The organism is Arthrobacter sp. 260 (assembly GCF_013116745.1).
Classification (GTDB): domain Bacteria; phylum Actinomycetota; class Actinomycetes; order Actinomycetales; family Micrococcaceae; genus Arthrobacter_D.
Window position 1 is genome coordinate 52,384 of record NZ_JABFOE010000008.1, and the last position, 17,530, is coordinate 69,913.

The 17,530-nt window shown below is 64.9% G+C and carries 23 protein-coding genes and 1 pseudogene; 4 read left to right on the forward strand and 20 right to left on the reverse strand.

From position 1 onward, the window contains the following. The first annotated feature begins 60 nt into the window (after positions 1-60). Genes HMI57_RS10560 through HMI57_RS10570 form a run of 3 tightly spaced genes read left to right on the forward strand, consistent with a single transcriptional unit; the run spans position 61 to position 1,330 of the window. Positions 61-537: a single-stranded DNA-binding protein gene (locus HMI57_RS10560; RefSeq protein ID WP_171585984.1), complete on the forward strand. Its 477-nt coding sequence runs from the start codon at positions 61-63 to the stop codon at positions 535-537. 11 nt (positions 538-548) lie between these two features. Beyond that, positions 549-1,133, forward strand: coding sequence for a hypothetical protein (locus HMI57_RS10565; protein ID WP_171585985.1), 585 nt, complete (start codon positions 549-551; stop codon positions 1,131-1,133). After that, complete coding sequence (locus tag HMI57_RS10570; protein WP_171585986.1) at positions 1,130-1,330, forward strand: hypothetical protein; 201 nt, start codon at positions 1,130-1,132, stop codon at positions 1,328-1,330. Before HMI57_RS10565 ends, HMI57_RS10570 begins: the two co-directional genes overlap by 4 nt. Here HMI57_RS10570 and HMI57_RS10575 read toward each other — a convergent pair. From HMI57_RS10575 to ffh, 20 genes and pseudogenes are all read right to left on the reverse strand, one after another. Further along, positions 1,314-2,957 carry a recombinase family protein gene (locus HMI57_RS10575; RefSeq protein WP_171585987.1) on the reverse strand — a complete coding sequence of 548 codons (1,644 nt, stop codon included), beginning with the start codon at positions 2,955-2,957 and terminating at the stop codon, positions 1,314-1,316. The genes HMI57_RS10570 and HMI57_RS10575 overlap by 17 nt on opposite strands. 40 nt (positions 2,958-2,997) lie before the next feature. After that, positions 2,998-3,939: pseudogene (locus HMI57_RS10580) on the reverse strand (ATP-binding protein); the annotation flags it as partial. Then, positions 3,939-4,295, reverse strand: a complete 357-nt coding sequence (locus tag HMI57_RS10585; RefSeq protein WP_171585988.1) for a YraN family protein — start codon at positions 4,293-4,295, stop codon at positions 3,939-3,941. The gene HMI57_RS10585 and the pseudogene HMI57_RS10580, both read right to left, overlap by 1 nt. Before the next feature lie 156 nt (positions 4,296-4,451). After that, positions 4,452-4,958 carry an SRPBCC domain-containing protein gene (locus HMI57_RS10590; RefSeq protein ID WP_171585989.1) on the reverse strand — a complete coding sequence of 169 codons (507 nt, stop codon included), beginning with the start codon at positions 4,956-4,958 and terminating at the stop codon, positions 4,452-4,454. Next, positions 4,955-5,305, reverse strand: a complete 351-nt coding sequence (locus tag HMI57_RS10595) for a winged helix-turn-helix transcriptional regulator (RefSeq protein WP_171585990.1) — start codon at positions 5,303-5,305, stop codon at positions 4,955-4,957. Before HMI57_RS10595 ends, HMI57_RS10590 begins: the two co-directional genes overlap by 4 nt. A gap of 51 nt (positions 5,306-5,356) precedes the next feature. Further along, positions 5,357-5,896 carry a hypothetical protein gene (locus HMI57_RS10600; RefSeq protein ID WP_171585991.1) on the reverse strand — a complete coding sequence of 180 codons (540 nt, stop codon included), beginning with the start codon at positions 5,894-5,896 and terminating at the stop codon, positions 5,357-5,359. A 31-nt stretch (positions 5,897-5,927) separates the two neighbouring features. Continuing rightward, positions 5,928-6,125: a hypothetical protein gene (locus HMI57_RS10605; RefSeq protein WP_171585992.1), complete on the reverse strand. Its 198-nt coding sequence runs from the start codon at positions 6,123-6,125 to the stop codon at positions 5,928-5,930. Between the two features lie 113 nt (positions 6,126-6,238). Continuing rightward, positions 6,239-6,565: a DUF2469 domain-containing protein gene (locus HMI57_RS10610; RefSeq protein ID WP_019482913.1), complete on the reverse strand. Its 327-nt coding sequence runs from the start codon at positions 6,563-6,565 to the stop codon at positions 6,239-6,241. Between the two features lie 7 nt (positions 6,566-6,572). Continuing rightward, complete coding sequence (locus HMI57_RS10615) at positions 6,573-7,286, reverse strand: ribonuclease HII (RefSeq protein WP_171585993.1); 714 nt, start codon at positions 7,284-7,286, stop codon at positions 6,573-6,575. Positions 7,287-7,291: 5 nt separating this feature from the next. Further along, positions 7,292-8,119 (reverse strand): signal peptidase I, encoded by an 828-nt coding sequence (lepB, locus tag HMI57_RS10620; RefSeq protein ID WP_171585994.1) that lies wholly within the window; start codon positions 8,117-8,119, stop codon positions 7,292-7,294. 32 nt (positions 8,120-8,151) lie between these two features. Beyond that, a complete protein-coding gene (gene lepB, locus HMI57_RS10625) occupies positions 8,152-8,817 on the reverse strand; it encodes a signal peptidase I (RefSeq protein WP_171585995.1) in 666 nt (221 codons plus the stop codon). A gap of 21 nt (positions 8,818-8,838) precedes the next feature. Next, on the reverse strand, positions 8,839-9,198 hold the full coding sequence (gene rplS, locus HMI57_RS10630) for a 50S ribosomal protein L19 (RefSeq protein WP_171585996.1): 360 nt from the start codon (positions 9,196-9,198) through the stop codon (positions 8,839-8,841). 197 nt (positions 9,199-9,395) lie between these two features. Next, positions 9,396-10,217, reverse strand: coding sequence for a tRNA (guanosine(37)-N1)-methyltransferase TrmD (gene trmD / locus HMI57_RS10635; protein WP_171585997.1), 822 nt, complete (start codon positions 10,215-10,217; stop codon positions 9,396-9,398). Next, the gene (gene rimM / locus HMI57_RS10640) at positions 10,218-10,856 is read right to left on the reverse strand and encodes a ribosome maturation factor RimM (RefSeq protein WP_171585998.1); all 639 of its coding nucleotides are present in this window, start codon (positions 10,854-10,856) and stop codon (positions 10,218-10,220) included. It abuts the gene before it with no gap. Positions 10,857-11,003: 147 nt separating this feature from the next. Beyond that, entirely contained in the window at positions 11,004-11,249 is a 246-nt protein-coding gene (locus tag HMI57_RS10645) for an RNA-binding protein (protein ID WP_019482920.1), read from the reverse strand. Between the two features lies 1 nt (position 11,250). Beyond that, positions 11,251-11,670, reverse strand: coding sequence for a 30S ribosomal protein S16 (rpsP, locus tag HMI57_RS10650; RefSeq protein ID WP_171586094.1), 420 nt, complete (start codon positions 11,668-11,670; stop codon positions 11,251-11,253). Positions 11,671-11,844: 174 nt separating this feature from the next. Continuing rightward, positions 11,845-12,747 carry a VOC family protein gene (locus tag HMI57_RS10655; RefSeq protein WP_171585999.1) on the reverse strand — a complete coding sequence of 301 codons (903 nt, stop codon included), beginning with the start codon at positions 12,745-12,747 and terminating at the stop codon, positions 11,845-11,847. Positions 12,748-12,956: 209 nt separating this feature from the next. After that, entirely contained in the window at positions 12,957-13,451 is a 495-nt protein-coding gene (locus tag HMI57_RS10660) for a GNAT family N-acetyltransferase (RefSeq protein WP_216607349.1), read from the reverse strand. Positions 13,452-13,515: 64 nt separating this feature from the next. Beyond that, positions 13,516-14,220 carry an alpha/beta hydrolase gene (locus HMI57_RS10665; RefSeq protein WP_171586096.1) on the reverse strand — a complete coding sequence of 235 codons (705 nt, stop codon included), beginning with the start codon at positions 14,218-14,220 and terminating at the stop codon, positions 13,516-13,518. Positions 14,221-14,383: 163 nt separating this feature from the next. After that, positions 14,384-15,961: a signal recognition particle protein gene (gene ffh, locus HMI57_RS10670; protein WP_171586000.1), complete on the reverse strand. Its 1,578-nt coding sequence runs from the start codon at positions 15,959-15,961 to the stop codon at positions 14,384-14,386. A 26-nt stretch (positions 15,962-15,987) separates the two neighbouring features. Between ffh and HMI57_RS10675 the strand changes: the two genes are divergently transcribed. Next, positions 15,988-17,508: a glucose-6-phosphate dehydrogenase gene (locus HMI57_RS10675; protein WP_171586001.1), complete on the forward strand. Its 1,521-nt coding sequence runs from the start codon at positions 15,988-15,990 to the stop codon at positions 17,506-17,508. Positions 17,509-17,530 lie beyond the last annotated feature (22 nt).

A 17,530-nucleotide genomic window follows, 5' to 3' on the forward strand; every position in this document is an offset into this window, starting at 1 on the left:
CCTCTCTCATACGAGCGACCCCGCACGGGCGGTCGCCACGAATGTCAGGAGGAGAGCCAGATGGTTATCCACACTCAGCAGTCCGTCTCAGGTTTCATTGCGTCCGATCCGCAGCTCAACTACACATCCAAGGGTGAGCCGAGGTTTTACGCGCGGATCGGACAGGAGCACTTCCGCCGGGAGGGCGACGGGACCTTCACTCGACTGGAGCCAACGTTCCACGACCTCGTAGCCTTCCGCGCCACCGCCGAGCGAGCCCACGAGCGGTTCGCCAAGGGCGACAACTTCGTCGCCGAGGGTTACATCCACCCCTACAAGACGGAGCGCGACGGGCAGAGCACCGACGTCGAGGAGTTCGTCGCCAAGAAGATCGGTCACGACCTCGCCCGCACCACCTACGAGGTGGACCGCACACGACGCACCCAAGCCATCGTCGAACAGGACACCCCTACCCGAAAGCCCGTCGATCGGTCCGCGCCTGAACACGTGAGCGCACACCGGCCGTCGCCGAGCAGCGAGCCAGCGATCGGGATGTGAGGAGCCCGGTCATGGACACCACCGATGACGTTCCCGACTTCGACGAGCCAGAGCCGCAGCAGCTTGATGAGGACGACGACGACGAGCGCCCACAGGTAGACACCGGCCTGATCGCCGAACCACCACACCCGGTCAACTGGAATCTGCTCACCGACGAGGAGGCCGAGGAGGAGTGGGCCGAACTGGACCGGTGGGTGAGCTGGCTCCGCCACACCTACGGCCTGCCCGCCGCCGTGGTGCCGCCGTTCTGGCACCACCATCAGGAGCTGGTGTGGGAGCTGTCTGCGCTGCACATCCACTGGCTGTGCGCCTACGACCCCGACCAGAACGGGTCCGCGCCCAGCGGCTGGCACCGCGACTTCGCCGACACCCGCAACCGGCTCCGCGAATGGGTCGCCGCTTCCGGCACCCGGCTGGACCGTGACCGCCCAACCCGGCAGACCTCCTGGCCCGGCGAGCAACCGGCCGAACCGGTCGAAGAAACCCTGATCGCGGACCGGGACTCGGAGTTCGTGGAGTTCGTCAGGGCAGATGTCGCACGGCGCCAGCAGGTCGAGGAGGAGTTCTACGCCACGCTTGCCAGGGACAACCGATGAGCTGCGAACCGGGCTGTCCGCCCGTCGACGAGGTTGCCCAGGTCGTCTCCGAGCCCTCGTATGGCGCGTTCGCGGCCGGGTGGTGCGCCGGCACTCACCGGCGCGCCACCCAACCCGCATCACAGGACGTGATCGAGCAGATCGCGACGATGCTCGACGCCGCGCTCGTGACCGATGCCCTCACCCGACCGGAATGATCGTCAATCGTTCCTCGGTCGCCGCCTTACCCGGCAGCGCATCAATCCGGTGGATCATCCGCCGCAGGTATGCACGCTTCTCCGGGATCGCCCACTCCTTCCACGACGCGATCAGAGCCGGGCCGTCCTCGATGGGGAACTCTTCAAGCTCCATCGCGTCGAGACGACGCTGGAGGACATCCACCCGCCGCTGCGCGTGCTCGATGAGCGACAACAGCACCGTCACCATCCCACCCCGATATTCGCCGATACCCTGCTTCGACAGCAGCGCGTCACGCTCAGCCTTGGCCTCGTCGAGCTGAGAGAGCACGTCGTTGATGCCGACGTCTGAGCGTGCCGCGCGGCGTCGAGCACGCGCCTGCGCGAGCGCGTCGTCGGTGATCTGAGAGAAGAACCAGCCCAGCACGAAAGCCTCACCCTTGACCGCATCGATCGTGCACCCTCCCGAGCAGTTCCCCGGACCCCGGAGGCGGTTGGCCTGGCACCGGTACGCGAACGCCTCTACGTGCTCGCCTGACGCACGTCTGCGGTACTTCTGATGCCCGTACAGCCTCTCCCCGCATTGGCAGTGCAACAGACCGGTCAGGAGCCACTCATGCGATCCCCACGGTCGCCGCGTCCGCGACGTCTTCGCCTCCTCCAGCAGCCGCCGCACCCGCAACCACGTCGCCCGATCGCACACCGGCTCCTGACCGATCACCGGCGCGCCCGAGGCGTCACGCGCGATGTAGTCCAGCAGGTCGAGCTTGACCCCACGCTGATGTTCAGGCACCTGGCGCATCCGATACCCGATCATCCGGGGTGAGACCAGCGACCGGTAGACCGTCGCCTCATAGACCGGTCCCCCGGTCGCGGTGGTGATCCCGTAGTGCTCACTCCAGTGGCGGACAATCTGCACCAGGCTCTTGCCTGCCAACACCATGTCAACCGCAGCCTGCAAGGCCGGATACTCGATCGGGTGTGGTACCAGGCGCACTCCCGAGCGCCCGAACTCATCTACTACCCGCGGACCGGCCATCCACCCCAGCGGCACCGTGCCACCGTGATGGAATCCCGCCTCCGCAAGATGGCGTTTCGCTGCGAGCTGCCGCTCACTCATCGAATCGGTCTCAACCTCTGCGAGAAGGGCCTTGATCCCGGTCACCAGCTTCGCCCCGGCGGTCGCGGTATTCAATTCATCCGCGCTGTCCTGGTGCGAAACCAAGTAAACGCCCGCGCGCTGGCATTCTCCGATCCACTCGATGCACTTGGCCGCGATCCGGTTCGTGCGATCCAGCTTCCAGAACGCCACCGCCGGCACCTTCCTTGCCTGGATGTCCTGGTTGAGTTGGCGCCATCCCTTGCGGTTCTTCGCCGCGGAAGAACTTGCTGAGTCGTTGTCGATGTACTCGCCCAGCACTGTCCAGCCCCCGTCCTGAGCGAGCTTTCGAGTCAGATCGAGTCGCTGGCGCTCTATCGCGTCTGCCTTGTCCTTGTGATACTTCGACAGACGTAGGTACAGGTAGATCGGCCGTGTGCCCTCGGCAAGCGTCTCCGGACCCGTCTGAGTAAACGCGGGATAGACCACCGCCCGCGTTGCCCGGCCCGGCCGCGCGTTCGGTCCCGGCTTCTTCGTGCTGGTGTTCATCAGTGACCTCCTTCAAGAAGGAGGTGCACTTTCCATTGCTGGACTCGTCGAGGAAGAGGACGCCTCGGTGGGCCCGTGAGGCGGAGCCGGGCCGTGGTATTCCACTGCCCCCGCCGATGATCGCTGCGGTAGACGACGTGTGGTGTGGGCTTTCAAAGGGGGGCCTGCGCTGTAGACCCTTGCAGGAGAGCACCCTTCCGAGAGAGTGGATGGCTGTCACCTCGATGGCTTCCTCGTCCGTGAGGTCAGGGAGTATCCCGGGCATGCGCTCGACCAGCATTGTCTTCCCGGCGCCCGGCGGGCCGACCATCATCATGTGGTGGGCACCGGCGGCCGCGATCTCCACGGCGAACCTGGCAGTGGGTTGTCCGGCGATGTCGGCCATGTCCTTCGGTGCCGCTGGGATACCGCGCGCAGTGGTGCTGGGCGCCGGAACGGGATCGGGTGCGGAGTCCGGGAGGGTGACCTTGGCTGGGTCCGCACCAAAGGCGATGAAGACTTCGGCCAGGCTGGCGAAGGCCTTCACCGTCGCCTGGGGCACCAGCGCCGCCTCACCCTCGTTTCCGGCTGCGACCACAAACCGGGTATGTCCGGCTTTCACTCCAGCCATCACCGCGGGCAGCACTCCGCTGACTGGACGGAGTCTGCCGTCAAGTCCCACCTCGGCGATGAACACGGTGTCTTCACAGCCGCGCACGTCGCCGGCCGCTGCCAGCGCCGCCATCACGATCGCCAGATCGAAGCTTGAGCCCCGCTTGTGCAGGGACGCCGGGATGAGGTTCACGGTGATCTTCCGGCGGCTCAGGGGTAGCCCCGCGTTCCGCGCGGCGGCCCTGATCCGCTCCCGGGCCTCGTTCAGTGACGCGTCCGGCAGCCCCAGGATCACGAAGGCCGGCAGGGTCTGGCCGATGTCGGCTTCCACCTCGACGATGTAGCCGTTCAGGCCCACCAACGACACCGCATAGGTGCGTCCCAGCGGCATCAGCTCACCGCCCTGAGGTACTCCAGCTGCGGTTCGCCGGTGCCGTCGTCGAGCACCGCCACCGCATCCACCCGGATCTCCGAGAACCGCAACTTATGGGCTTCAGCCCACAGCGACCCGAGAAGATAAAGCCTCCGAAGCTTGACCGCGCTGATGCCCTCCAACGGGTGGCCAAAGTTCAGTGAAGACCGGGTCTTCACCTCAACCACCACCAGCACCGAACCCTCGATCGCCACCAGATCAATCTCCCCCAGCGGACACCGCCAGTTGTGGTCCACCAACTGCAGACCGGTGCCCTCAAGGTAGGACGCGGCCAGCGCCTCTCCCCTACGTCCCAGACTGTCCTTCGCCAGCATCCCAACACCTCCGCTACCAGCCTGCTACGCCACCACCGGGGACGTCAGTAAACCCTGGCTATGTGCGAAACGGCAGCGGCACCCGCCCTGTGCAGGGCGAGTGCCGCTGGGAGTGCCCCAACCGCGGGCAGCGATCAGAACCAATCAGGGGGTGAATCAGCGATCAGCCTCGACCGATGACCGCTCGAGAATCGAGTCGATCTGGCCCATTGCCTCCTTGATGCCCTCTTCCATGCCCATCTCGATCATCTTCTCCAGCTGGTCCAGGCTCTCGAAGCTGGACACGGTGGTCATCCGGGTTCGACCGTCCACCGCCTCGAGCGTCACGACGCCGTGGGTGATTCCCATTTCATCCATCGGGTCGCCGTTCGCGTCAGCGAAGCCGTCGTCGAATTCGAGGTGGGTCGGCGGGTTGATGGCGGTGAACTGCCACCAGCCGCGGCTCTTGCTGCCGTCGGGGCCGGTCATGTAGTAGGCGGCCTTGCCGCCGGGGACGAAATCGTGGTGGTCGAACGTTGCGGGATAGGTGGGCGGCCCCCACCAACGTTCGAGCTGCCGCGGATCCTCCCAGACCTGCCAGAGCCGTTCAACACTCGCATCGAATTCGGCGACGATGGTGAGGTTGAGCGCCTCGGTGTCCTTGTGTGAACTGATAACTGTCATGATGGTGATTTCCCTTCTTCCTCAGCCAGGATGTCGGAAATCCGGTCGACGCGTTGCCGCCAGATCACCTCGTACTCCTCAAGCAGCCGCCGCGCCCTTCTCAATCCGTCGAGATGAACCCGCACAATCTGCTCCCTTCCGCGCTTCTCCTTGGTGACCAACGAGGCACGTTCCAGAACTGCCACGTGCTTCTGCACCGCGGCGAAACTCATGGCGTAGTGGGCAGCCAACCCGGACACTGAGTAGTCACTGACCAGCGCCCTGGCGAGAATATCCCGCCGGGTAGCATCGGCGAATGCCTGGAACAGGCGGTCCACCTCGGCGTCGCTTAGCTCATCTACAACCATAAGGTTGTACGTTAGCGAACACGAGGGTTGCCGTCAAGAGGTCGCGACGGGTCAGGCTGGATTTACCGTGAAGGACACGAACATCGCCCGGAGTTGGGAGTATTGCTCGGTGTCCATCCACTGCCGTGCCTCTTCTTCGGAGGCAGGTCCGGCTTCGTCGAGGGTGCTCGTGAAGATGAAAACGCTGTTGTGCTCCATGAAAACCTTTCCGGCCATCTGGCTGGACATCCCCTCGAAGGCGGGTTCACCCGTTTGAAGCCGGGCCTGATACAGCCGTCCGCCCTCCTCGTAGTCGGGCAGGGACTCGAAGACGAAGTAGACCGGGAGGTCGGATTCGGGTTTGACCTGTGGAAGGAGCTCGGAGTCGAAAACCAGATGATCCGGGCTGGGAATGTCGGCACCGTCGCCCGGGACCCCGCCATCGAACCGGGCGATTGGTTGGCCCGAGGCGTCCGAGATGACGTAGGCCGATGCGCTGAGCTCCACCCCGTAGGTGGGCAGATCGAGTGGTTCGACGGCGGCGGCTACCCACCCGGTCGGAAGCAGGAAGCTGTAGATGCCATCAGGGGTAGTGAAAACCGAGCCAGCCACCTCGTCCGGGACAGCTGTGGGCTGGACAGGGTCAGGCGACGCCGCAGGGGCGGCTGTCGGGCTGGCCGAGGGTGACGGGGTAGTTGTAGGGCTGGCCGACGGCGTCGGGGTGACGGACGGAGCGGAAGTTCCCGAAGCCGTTTCGATCGCCGATGGAGTAGACGACACCGAAGGGCTCCCCGTGGATCCTGCGTCGGCGTTCCCCGTGCACGAACTGAGCACCAGACAAGCCGCTACCCCGACAACGATGACCCGAGACTTTTTACCCATGCTTCAGCTACCCCCAGAGAGACCACATCCGGCGGTCTGCCGAAATTACTGAGAGCGTACCTCAGGAATGCCTCAGTTCCCGAGCGGTCCGTCCTTCGGCAGGGCGATGTCGTCCGACTTGGTCAGTTCCTCGACGTTGACGTCCTTGAACGTGATGACCCTGACGTTCTTGACGAACCGTGCCGTACGGTAGACGTCCCACACCCAGGCGTCCTGGAGGGTCAGGTCGAAGTAGATCTCGCCGTCGGCCGAGCGGGCCTGCAGGTCAACGTGGTTGGCCAGGTAAAACCGGCGTTCGGTCTCCACCACGTAGCTGAACAGCCCGACGACGTCCCGGTACTCGCGGTAGAGCTGCAGCTCCATGTCGGTTTCGTAGTTTTCAAGATCCTCAGCGCTCATGACCCCATCATCCCCCATTTTCCACGCGGGGAATGTTCATTCCGTCGCCGGTACCGAGGCGCCAGGTGGTGCGGTGTAGACCCGTGGGGCCCAGCCCGTCAATTGCGGCGCGGTGACCCGCCGTCGCATAGCCCTTGTTGATGTCCCAGCCGTACTGCGGATGGTCGGCGGCGTAGGACACCATCATGGCGTCGCGCTCCACCTTCGCCAGAACACTCGCCGCGGCGACGCTGAGGCATGACAGGTCACCTTTGATCCGCGTGTGGACCGGCACGTCGCAGCCGGCGGCTAGAACGTCGGTCTCGCCGTCGAACAGGGTGGCCTGCTGGCGGGGCGAGAGCCAGTCATGGTTGCCGTCGAGGATCACCGCGTCGGGCCGGGCGGTGGCGACAACCTGCTCCCAGGCGCGGTTGCCGGCCCGCTGGAGGGCACTCATCAGCCCGACGGCGTCAATCTCGGCGGCGCTGGCGTGGCCTACCCCATAGGCGAGAGCCCATTTCTGGATTCTCGGTACCAGCTTGACCCGGTCGGCCGGCGAGAGCAGCTTGCTGTCCCGCACGCCTCGGAGTCCCTTGATCTCATCAAGGTCAATCAGCACCAGTCCCACGGACACCGGGCCTGCCAGCGCGCCCCTGCCCACCTCGTCGCAACCGGCAAGGTACCGGTGGCCGGCTTCCCGGAAGGAGCGCTCGTACCGCAGGGTGGGTGCAACAGACTTCATCGCAGTTAGGATGCCGAATCGCTGGCGGCTGCCGGCTCGGGCACGCCGTCGAAGACATCGGGGTAGTTGCCAAGGAAGCCCATCCGGTCCAGCGGCCAGGCGATGACTGCCGCCTTGCCCTCGACGTCGTCGACGTCGATGAATCCGGAGTTGGGCTTGTCAGTGTTGGCGCGGGAATCGGCGGAGGCGTTCCGGTGGTCGCCCATTACCCAGATCTTGCCCTCGGGGACCGTCACGTCGAACTCGGTATCGGATGGGCTGGCTCCCGGGTACAGGTACGGCTCTTCCAGGGGCTCGCCGTTCACTGTGATCCGTCCGTCGTCATCGCAGCAGACCACCCGGTCACCGGCCATGCCGATGACGCGCTTCACCAGGTGCTGCTGGGTATCATCGGGCAGCAGGCCCACGAAGATCAGTCCGTCCTTGACCCAGTTGGCGCCGGGTCCCACCCCGGGGGGCGGTGCGGGTAGCCAGCCCTCGGTGTCCTGGAAGACGACAACGTCGCCGCGCTGCAGCTCGAAGGGTGCGGGCACCAGTTGGTTGACGAAAATCCGGTCGTCGATCTCCAGGGTGTTCTCCATTGAGCCGGACGGGATGAAGAAAGCCCTGAACAGGAAGGTCTTGATGAGGAAGGACAGCAGGATCGCAATGCCAACGATGATCAGGATTTCCTTGAGCCACCCGAGCAGGCCACGGTCGCCGTCGTCGCCCTTTTTCTTCGACGAGCCGTCGCGGCGGGCAGCACGGGCCTCCGAGCGGGGGGCATCCGGGCGGGGCGTGTCCTGACGGGCGTCAGCGTCGTCGTTGGACTTGCCGGGAATGCTCGTTGCCATCTGCTGGTCATCTACCTAAGGTTGCTAGTCGGTCACTGGGTGGTGCGCTCGATGGGGCCGGACCGGGAGGGCGGCCAGATTACCTGGACTGCCCGTCCGATCACACGGTCTGTTGAGACCAGACCTCCACCCGGAGCTCCCAGGAGAGATCGCGAGTCGAAGGATGCGGAGCGGTGATCACCCATCACCCACAATTTACCCTGTGGAACCTCCACCTCGAACTGTTGGTCGCTTGGAGCGTCCGAGGGGAAAACGTAGGGCTCGTCGAGGGGGTTCCCGTTCACTTCCACCTGTCCGTCCTCGTCGCAGCAGAACACGGTGTCACCGCCGACGCCGAGCACCCGCTTGACGTATACGGTATCGCTACCGGAGATGCCCAGCCAGTGGCCGATCGTTCCGAGGATTTCGGCCGGACCGCCGCTGCTGATCGGATCGAAGGAGCCCCGGCCATCGAAGACCACCACGTCGCCAACCTGCGGGTCGTCGTCGATCCGGGAGACCAGAACCCGGTCGCCTTCCTCGAGTAGCGGCTGCATTGATGCTGAGGGAATGTAGTAGATGTCGGCCACTGTCGCACGGAGCACCGAGGCGACCACTACCGCTACGAGAAGGGCGGACAGCACAAAACGCCAGCCCCGAAAGGGCCGGCGTTCTGGTCGTGCTCCCGCAGGCTGCCGGGGAAGATCTGATTCCGGCATGGTGCGGTTCAAGAACTGGTGTTACTTGGCAGTCTTGGGTTCGCGCTTTTCCTTGATCTTGGCGGCCTTGCCGCGCAGATCGCGCATGTAGTAGAGCTTCGCGCGGCGGACGTCGCCACGGGAAACAACCTCGATCTTGTCGAGGACTGGGGAGTGAACCGGGAAGGTACGCTCCACGCCAACACCGAAGCTGACCTTACGGACGGTGAAGGTTTCGCGAAGGCCATCGCCCTGGCGGCCCACTACGAAGCCCTGGAAGACCTGAACACGGGTGTTCTTGCCTTCAATGATGTTCACGTGCACCTTGAGGTTGTCACCGGCGCGGAATGCTGGAATGTCGGTCCGCAGTGAGGCGGCGTCGACGGCGTCAAGAATATGCATTGATATTGCTCCTGGTGAACGCCACAGGTCATTCACGTTGGTCACAGCGGTCAAGGCCTAGGCAAAGTCCGCCGGAAATTTAGGAGACCGGCAGAACCATAGGTGGCCCGCCGGCGTGTCAGCCTGTTGGTAGTTCTCCCCCTGTGGCAGGGAACAACCCAGTAGACACAAAGTTCAATTATGCCACACTGATGGACTCAGTCGGTCACCGGCGACGGGCCGCCGTGCGCGCGCCCCGTCGAGCATCTGAGGACACCGTCGATGACGACGTACCCCAGGTCGGCCAGTACCGCCAGGTCTGCCTTGCTGAGCGCTTCCGTCGGCAACCCCTCGAGCAGGTCAGGACGGCGTTGGGCCGTGCGACGGAACTGCTCGTCTCTCCGGAACTGGGCGATCCGTGCATGGTTGCCGCTGAGCAAAACGTCGGGAATACCGCGGCCGCGCCAGTCGGAGGGCTTGGTGTAGACGGGGTACTCCAGCAGTCCGTCAGAGTGGGACTCCTCGATGAGCGACTCGGGATTTCCGACGACGCCCGGTAAGAGCCGGCCGACGGCCTCCACCATCGCCAACACCGCCACTTCACCACCATTGAGGACGTAGTCCCCCAGGCTGACCGGGCGGACATCAAAGTGGTCGCTGGCCCACTCAAGTACCCGCTCGTCGATTCCCTCGTACCTGCCGCAGGCGAAGGCCAGGTGCGGCTCCTCAGCGAGGTCATGGGCCATCCGCTGAGTGAACACCTCGCCCGCTGGGGACGGAACGATGAGCACCGGGCGGGTCTCCGCTGGCGAGGCGTCAACGATGGACTGCAGCGCCAGCGCCCACGGTTCAGGCTTCATCACCATCCCGGCTCCCCCGCCGTACGGGGTGTCATCGACCGTCCGGTGGCGGTCGGTGGTGAAGCTGCGCAGATCGTGGACCCTCAGGTCCAGCAACCCATCCTGCCGTGCCTTCCCGATCAGGGACAGGTCAAGGGCTGCCAGGTATTCGGGAAAGATACTGACGACGTCGATGCGCACCTAGCGACCGCTGCCCTCAGGGTCGGAATCAGGAGTGCTGTCGGCGTCATCGGTCACGGCAGGACCGGTGGGGGCGTCGTCGTCGAGCTCGGTCACTTCGCCGTCGTCGGGCCCGGCCTGGTTGGAGCCGGGCAGGTTCAGTTCGAACAGGCCGTCCGGCGGGGTCAGCAGGACGAAACCGTCAGCAACGTTGACCTCGGGCACGATCTCGGCGACGAAGGGAACCAGGGTTTCGTGGCCGGCAGAGGTCTCGATGATGAGCAGGTCCTGCACCTCGAGGGTGCGGAGGCCGCTGACCTTCCCGACGATGTCGTCTCCCACCCGCGCCTCGAGGCCCACCAGCTCGTGTTCGTACCAGGCGTCGTCGTCATCATCGTCGGCCTCGTCGGTGTCGATGAAGAGCTTCGCGCCACGCAGCGTCTCGGCAGCGTTGCGATCAGAGAAGCCGTCGAAGCCAAGGATCAGGATGTCCTTGTTCCAGCGGGCGCCACTGACGGTCAGGGATCCGAGCGTCGCCGGTTCGGCGCGGAACACAGACCCGGCCTCGAACCGGTCCTCAGGCGCGTCGGTGAACAGCTGCACGGTCACCTCGCCGCGAATACCGTGGGGCTTGCCGATCCTGGCAACCTGAACTTCCATCTGACACTCCTGGTGCTGCTGGGGTAGGTGGACATAAATTTGGCCCCTCCACCATTATCCGGTGCGGGGCCAAACTCATTGAAACTATGCTCTGAGGCATTTATGCCCTGAAACATCTCTGCTGTGAGACAGGGTGCTGAAGCGCTGTTAGCCCCGGCGGCGGTCCGTATCGACTACGTCCACGCGTACCGGTTCGCCGTCGGCGAGGGCTGACACAACGGTGCGCAGTGCGCGAGCTGTGCGGCCCTGGCGGCCGATGACCCGGCCCAGATCGTCCTGATGAACCCGTACTTCGAGGGTTTCGCCCCGGCGGTTGTTCTTCAGGGAAACCTTGACATCATCGGGACTGTCGACGATTCCCCGGACGAGGTGTTCCAGCGCTTCTGCCAGCAATTTACTTGGCCTCGGCGGTTTCCGTCTCGGCTTCGGCTGGTGCCTCGGCGTCGGACTTCTTGGCCTTGGGGGTGATTGCTTCAGGAACGATTACCGAACCCTTTTCAGGAGCGGTGAAGGCTTCCTTGGGAGCCTTGGTCTTCAAGGTTCCCTCCTGGCCCTCAATGCCCTTGAACTTCTGCCAGTCACCGGTGATCTTCAGCAGAACAGCAACCTGCTCGGTTGGCTGTGCGCCAACGCCGAGCCAGTACTGTGCACGCTCGGAGTTGATCTCGATGAACGAGGGCTCCTCGGTGGGGTTGTACTTACCGATTTCCTCGAGGGCACGGCCATCACGCTTGGCGCGTGCATCCATGACGACGACACGGTAGAAAGGTGCGCGGATTTTACCCATGCGCTTCAGGCGAATCTTTACGGCCACTGTTGTGGTCACTCCTTGATGATCTAAAGGGGTGAACCCTACTCAGTGCTCCCGTGGGGCGGGCCACTTCTGAGGGTTCAAAAGGACAAGATGCGCGCGCAGAGAGAGGGGCTGCCCGGATCGAGTACAGGTCTATTGTGCCAGATAGCTGACTCCAGCACGAATCACGCCACGCTAGCTGACCGCGACCCGGATTCTGTTGTTCCACGGGTCGTTGAAGCGCAGTTCACTGCCCGTGTGATGGTTGCCGATGCCTGCAACCCTGAGCCTGTCGGCGAGGGCGTCGACGTCGTCTGCGGCGGGCACATGGATGAGCACCTCGCCGAGCCCGAGCGTGTCCTTGCGGGGCCCAGCGCCGCGGCTGTTCCAGACGTTCATCGCCATGTGGTGGTGGTATCCCCCCGCGGAGACAAACAGTGCCTGGCCATGCCACCCGGCGGTGCGCTCGAATCCCAGGGTGTCAACGTAGAACTTCCCAGCAGTCTCGACGTCGCCCACCTGAAGGTGGACGTGCCCGACGACGGCGCTTGCCTCGGTCTGGCCAGTGACCGCCGCTTCGGTGAGGTGGTCCCTGAGGTAGGCGTCCGCGGGAAGGCGGAGGCTGTCCATGACCACCGATTTTCCTGGCGCCTTGCCTGCGGCCTGCCCGGTGGTGTCGGTGCTCCACTGCCAAGTGTCGCGGGGCTTGTCGAAGTAGAGTTCGATCCCGTTGCCCTCGGGGTCGGTGAAGTAGAACGCTTCGCTGACCAGGTGGTCGGCGCTGCCGACGTACAGGCTGGCGTCGTATTGGGCCGTTGCGGCGACGGTCGCGGCGAGGGCCGAGCGGTCGTCGAAGAGCAGCGCGGTGTGGAAAAGGCCCGCTTCCCCCTGGGCCGGGAGCTGGAGTCCTGCGGCCGGTGCTAGGTGAATGAGCGGCGTGTTTCCTCGGCCGAGGTGGAGGCCATCGCTGGCCTCGGCAATGACCTCGAGGCCGAGGGCTCGCTGGTAGTAGTCGGACATGGTGGGCAGGTCGCCCACCTTTAGTAGTACGGTGCCCATTGACAGGTCGTCGGGCAGCAGATCCTGGGTGGTGGTCATCGGTTTCTCCTCTACGTGACGCAGTATCTGATTCAACTACTTGAAGCTTCAAGTTATTCCGTGACGTGGCTGTTCAACTTTCCCCAGGTTCTGGCTCCAGTTCAGGGTGTCGGAACGCGACACGCCGTCGTTGGGAGCCCTTCGGACGTAGAAGGTGGGGAAACCTGCCCGGCTACACCCGCTCGAATCACCAACACGACGAGACACGGCTACAGGACGGCGCGCATCACCACACGACGGCCGATGCGGTCGAGGCCGACCTCGGTTTCGTGTCGGCGGATACCCGCCAAACCCGGGGAGAGTTCCCGGACCGGCTCGAAGCCGCAAGTGGCGTAGAACGGGGCATTGAAGGGCACGTCGGCGAAGGTGCTCAGGGACATCATGGGGTAGCCGCGGTCCCTCGCCCAGGCCTTCGATGCCTCGACCAGGGCCCTGCCGATCCCTTGGCCCGAATGCTGCGGCAGCACGGCCAGCTGCTCGAGGTGGGCCCCGCTGTCGACCTCCTCCAGCCGGGCGAACCCGACGCATGGCTTCCCGGTGACCAGCAGCTTCAGGGACGCCGAAAGCTCGGCCCGGGACGCTCCAGGCGGAAGGGACAGGGGAAGCGGCAATCCGCCGATCTCGGTCAGCAGCGAGTCGGCCGCGGCCTCGATGGCTGGCAGGAAGGTGATGTCCAGCCTCCCGGCCTCACGGATGCTGATCATGCGCCCCAGTGTAGGGCGGCCAGCTCGCACGGTGGAACCCTACTCTTGACGCTCCCGGCCAACCCTAGTCACCGGACGCCGCATGAAGGGCGACGAACTCACGGATGAGGGCGTCGCCGTCGGGTGTGTCCTGGGGCCGGTGGCCACCCGGCGACACCACGTGGCGGGCGCCGGTCACTGCCAGGTAGTCGGCGATCTCCTCGTACAGCGGCTCCCAGCCGCCGGTCACAATCAGGGTGGGCACTCCCGGGACAATGTCCAGGGGAGCCTCCCACGGCGGGGACTGCAGGCGGAGCCGTCGGGCGGCGCGGCGATCCTCGGTGGTCGAGGGAGGCCGGGCATCGGTGGAGAAGACCAGGCGGACAAACTCCTGCAGGAAGTCCTCGTCGGAGAGGGATTCGCGTCTGTCGTATAGCTCACCCACAAGTGCACGATGGGCAACCGTTGCGGGCAGGTCAGTGGTCAGGGACAGACACGCTGGTTCCACGAGCACCAGTGAGCGCACCAGATCGGGCCGGTCAACCGCAGCCATCATCGCCGCGATGGCGCCCTGTGAATGCGCCACCAGATGACCGCCCTCCCCCAGCGCTTCGATGACGATCCGCTGATCCGCGGCGAAATCTGTGGGCAACGGGTCTGCGCCAACCTCGAAGCCGTGACGGCGGAGGAACAGGCAGTCGTAGGTGCTGGCCAGGGCATGCTGGGTAGGCCACGCTGCGGCTCCGAAGGTACCGCTGCCGTGGACAAAGACGAGTCGTTCAGGGGTCATTTCAGTGCTCACGGGGTCCTCGAAGGTGGGTCGAGTCAACAGGGACACCGGATTCCCGATGAACCCGTCATGGCTGTCGATCCGATCCGGGTAGAGCTGACACACCACCTGAAGCGGTACGTCAGTGGCCCGGGGTGGAAATTGACCCGTCCCGGGGTGAGTGTTACTTGCCGAGGAACTTCTCGAAGCCCTTCGGCAGGTTCAGGGAGGCCGGGTCGAAGTCGTTCTGGGCGCCGAACGCGGCGCCGGAGGGCACCGAGGGACGGTTGCGCCGTGCCTCGGCGTCGGCCCGCTCCTGGGCTGCCTTCGCCGGGTTGCCCGACTTGGGCTTCTTTTTGCCCTTCGCAACGGCCTTGCCCTTGCGGGCGCCGCCGTTGAATCCGCCGGGGCCGGCCATGCCGGGCATTCCTGGAATGCCACCGCCCGAAGCCATCTTCTTCATCATTTTCTGGGCCTGGCCGAACCGCTCCAGCAAACCGTTAACCTCGGACACGTGGACGCCCGAGCCTTTGGCGATGCGGGCGCGCCGGGAGCCGTTGATGATCTTCGGTGCCACACGCTCGTGGACGGTCATGGACCGCACGATCGCTTCCACCCGGTCGATCTCGCGTTCGTCGAAGTTCTCCAGCTGCTCGCGCATCCCGGCGGCGCCGGGCATCATCATCAGCATCTTCTTCATGGAGCCCATGTTGCGGATCTGCTGCATCTGCGCCAGGAAGTCGTCGAGGGTGAAGTCCTCCTGGTCGGAGAACTTCTGCGCCATCCGGGCCGCTTCGTCCTTATCCCAGGACTTCTCCGCCTGCTCGATCAGGGTGAGGATGTCGCCCATGTCGAGGATGCGCGAGGCCATCCGGTCGGGGTGGAACAGTTCGAAGTCGTTCAGTCCCTCACCGGTGGACGCGAACATGACCGGCTTGCCGGTAACGGAGGCCACGGAAAGTGCTGCGCCACCACGAGCGTCGCCGTCGAGCTTCGTCAGGACCACGCCGGTGAAGTTGACGCCCTCGTTGAAAGCCTGCGCCGTGTTGACGGCGTCCTGGCCGATCATCGCGTCGATGACGAACAGCACTTCGTCGGGATTGATGGCGTCGCGGATGTCGGAGGCCTGCTGCATCAGCTCGGCGTCGATGCCCAGGCGGCCGGCGGTATCGACGATGACGACGTCGTACAGCTTGGTCCGTGCCTCGGCAACACCGGCGCGGGCAACGGCGACCGGATCGCCGGTGGCGGTTTCGAACTCCGAGCTGACACCGGGGTGCGGCGCGAACACCGGCACTCCGGCGCGTTCACCGTTTACCTGCAGCTGCTTGACGGCGTTCGGACGCTGGAGGTCACACGCGACCAGCAGGGGGCTATGCCCCTGGCCCTTCAACCACTTGGAGAGCTTGCCGGCGAGGGTGGTCTTACCCGCACCCTGCAAGCCGGCCAGCATGATGACGGTCGGCGGGTTCTTGGCGAGACGGATCCGGCGCGTTTCCCCGCCGAGGATGCCGACGAGTTCCTCGTTGACGATCTTGACGACCTGCTGGCCCGGGTTCAGCGCCTGGGACACCTCCAGGCCCAGCGCGCGTTCCTTGACCTTGGCGGTGAACTCGCGGACCACGCTGACCGCGACGTCGGCATCGAGAAGGGCACGGCGGATTTCGCGCACCGTGGCGTCAACGTCGGCTTCGGAGAGCCGGCCCTTCCCACGGAGGTTCTTGAAAGTTTCTGTCAACCGGTCAGAGAGTGAATTGAACACGTGCCGTGAACTGCTTTCTTCGATGGATGGTGGGGCTCAGTTATCAAGGGTACCAACTAGGGCCGCTGGTGGCTCGCGGGACAACACGAGGCCAAGGTGGCAGGGTAGGCCCTGTGGATACGCATACAAACTCAGTCCAGGACAGCTCCCCCTTTTCTCCCGATCAGGAGGTCGCCACGCTCCTCATACTGGGGGCTTCGGGAGACCTGACCGGCCGGCTGCTGTTGCCCGGGCTGGCGCGCCTGGTCCGCCACGGCCGGGCGAAAGGATTGCACCTGGTCGGTGCCGGCTACGACGACTGGAGTGCCGTGCAATGGTCGGACCGGGTGGGCGAATCCTTCGCCGACGCGGTGAAAACCGCCGACGACGACGCCCGGGCCACCCTCGAGCTGCTGCAGACCACCAGCGAATACCGGCAGGTCGACGTCACCGCGCCGGGTGAGCTGGCCCAGCTGATCTCGTCGCTACAGGGTCCCGTGGCTGTGTACTTCGCCCTTCCACCGGCGATCTCGGAAAAGGCGTGCGAGCTGCTCTCCGCCGACGATCTGCCGCCGGGCACCCGATTGGTGATGGAGAAACCGTTCGGGACGAACCAGGCGGCGGCATTCTCGCTCAACGAGACCCTGACGGCACTCGTACCCGAGGACCACATTCACCGGGTGGACCATTTCCTGGGGAAGGCGACAGTTCTGAACATTCTGGGCCTGCGGTTCGCCAACCGGCTGTTGGAACCCGTCTGGAACAACCTGCATGTGGAGCGGGTTGAGGTGGTCTACGACGAGGATCTCGCGCTCGAGGGCCGTGCCGGGTATTACGACGGCGCCGGCGCCCTGCGCGACATGATCCAGAGCCACCTGCTGCACGCGATGGCGATCCTCGCGATGGAATCCCCGGTGAGCCTGCACGAGCGGGACCTGAGGGACGGGATCGGGGCTGTGCTGCGCGCCAGCAAGGTGAACCCTGATTTCAACGAGAGCACGCGGCGTGCCCGCTACACCGCAGGCACCATCGGCGGTCGGGACGTTCCCGACTACGCGGCGGAAGCCGGCGTCGACCCATCGCTGGGCACCGAGACGCTCGCGGAGATCACCGTGTCGATCAACAATGCCCGGTGGGCGGGTGTGCCATTTGTCCTGCGGTCCGGGAAGGCACTCGGCGGGAAGCGCAAGGAAGCTGTGATCACCTTCAAACCGGTGAGCCACCTCCCCATCGGGTTCAGTGGTCACGACCTGCCCACCCGGCTGCGGATTGGTTTCGGGCCCGAGACCCTGCGGCTGGAGATCGATGTCAATGGTCCCGGTGATATCTTCACCCTCGACCGCGCGGTGCTCGAGGCCGACCTCAACGCGTCAGAGCTGCTGCCGTACGGTGAAGTGCTTGAGGGCGTCCTGACCGGCGACCCTACCCTGTCGGTCCGCGGAGACACCGCCGAAGACTGCTGGCGGATTGTCGACCCGGTGCTCGACGCGTGGGCCGCCAACGAGGTGCCATTGGAGGAATACCCGGCAGGATCCTCCGGCCCTGCCTCCTGGGACACGCTGGCTTAAAGCCGACGTCACCCTCCGCTTC

Excerpts from the sequence above, each read along its gene's own strand:
- HMI57_RS10575 (WP_171585987.1), bottom strand. The coding sequence starts at position 2,957 with ATGAACACCAGCACGAAGAAGCCGGGACCGAACGCGCGGCCGGGCCGG.
- HMI57_RS10585 (WP_171585988.1), bottom strand. The coding sequence starts at position 4,295 with ATGCTGGCGAAGGACAGTCTGGGACGTAGGGGAGAGGCGCTGGCCGCG.
- HMI57_RS10590 (WP_171585989.1), bottom strand. The coding sequence starts at position 4,958 with ATGACAGTTATCAGTTCACACAAGGACACCGAGGCGCTCAACCTCACC.
- rplS (WP_171585996.1), bottom strand. The coding sequence starts at position 9,198 with ATGCATATTCTTGACGCCGTCGACGCCGCCTCACTGCGGACCGACATT.
- HMI57_RS10560 (WP_171585984.1), top strand. The coding sequence starts at position 61 with ATGGTTATCCACACTCAGCAGTCCGTCTCAGGTTTCATTGCGTCCGAT.
- lepB (WP_171585994.1), bottom strand. The coding sequence starts at position 8,119 with ATGGCAACGAGCATTCCCGGCAAGTCCAACGACGACGCTGACGCCCGT.
- HMI57_RS10570 (WP_171585986.1), top strand. The coding sequence starts at position 1,130 with ATGAGCTGCGAACCGGGCTGTCCGCCCGTCGACGAGGTTGCCCAGGTC.
- HMI57_RS10565 (WP_171585985.1), top strand. The coding sequence starts at position 549 with ATGGACACCACCGATGACGTTCCCGACTTCGACGAGCCAGAGCCGCAG.
- lepB (WP_171585995.1), bottom strand. The coding sequence starts at position 8,817 with ATGCCGGAATCAGATCTTCCCCGGCAGCCTGCGGGAGCACGACCAGAA.
- HMI57_RS10615 (WP_171585993.1), bottom strand. The coding sequence starts at position 7,286 with ATGAAGTCTGTTGCACCCACCCTGCGGTACGAGCGCTCCTTCCGGGAA.
- HMI57_RS10610 (WP_019482913.1), bottom strand. The coding sequence starts at position 6,565 with ATGAGCGCTGAGGATCTTGAAAACTACGAAACCGACATGGAGCTGCAG.
- rimM (WP_171585998.1), bottom strand. The coding sequence starts at position 10,856 with ATGGAAGTTCAGGTTGCCAGGATCGGCAAGCCCCACGGTATTCGCGGC.
- HMI57_RS10660 (WP_216607349.1), bottom strand. The coding sequence starts at position 13,451 with ATGATCAGCATCCGTGAGGCCGGGAGGCTGGACATCACCTTCCTGCCA.
- HMI57_RS10675 (WP_171586001.1), top strand. The coding sequence starts at position 15,988 with ATGGTGGGGCTCAGTTATCAAGGGTACCAACTAGGGCCGCTGGTGGCT.
- HMI57_RS10665 (WP_171586096.1), bottom strand. The coding sequence starts at position 14,220 with ATGACCCCTGAACGACTCGTCTTTGTCCACGGCAGCGGTACCTTCGGA.
- HMI57_RS10595 (WP_171585990.1), bottom strand. The coding sequence starts at position 5,305 with ATGGTTGTAGATGAGCTAAGCGACGCCGAGGTGGACCGCCTGTTCCAG.
- HMI57_RS10655 (WP_171585999.1), bottom strand. The coding sequence starts at position 12,747 with ATGACCACCACCCAGGATCTGCTGCCCGACGACCTGTCAATGGGCACC.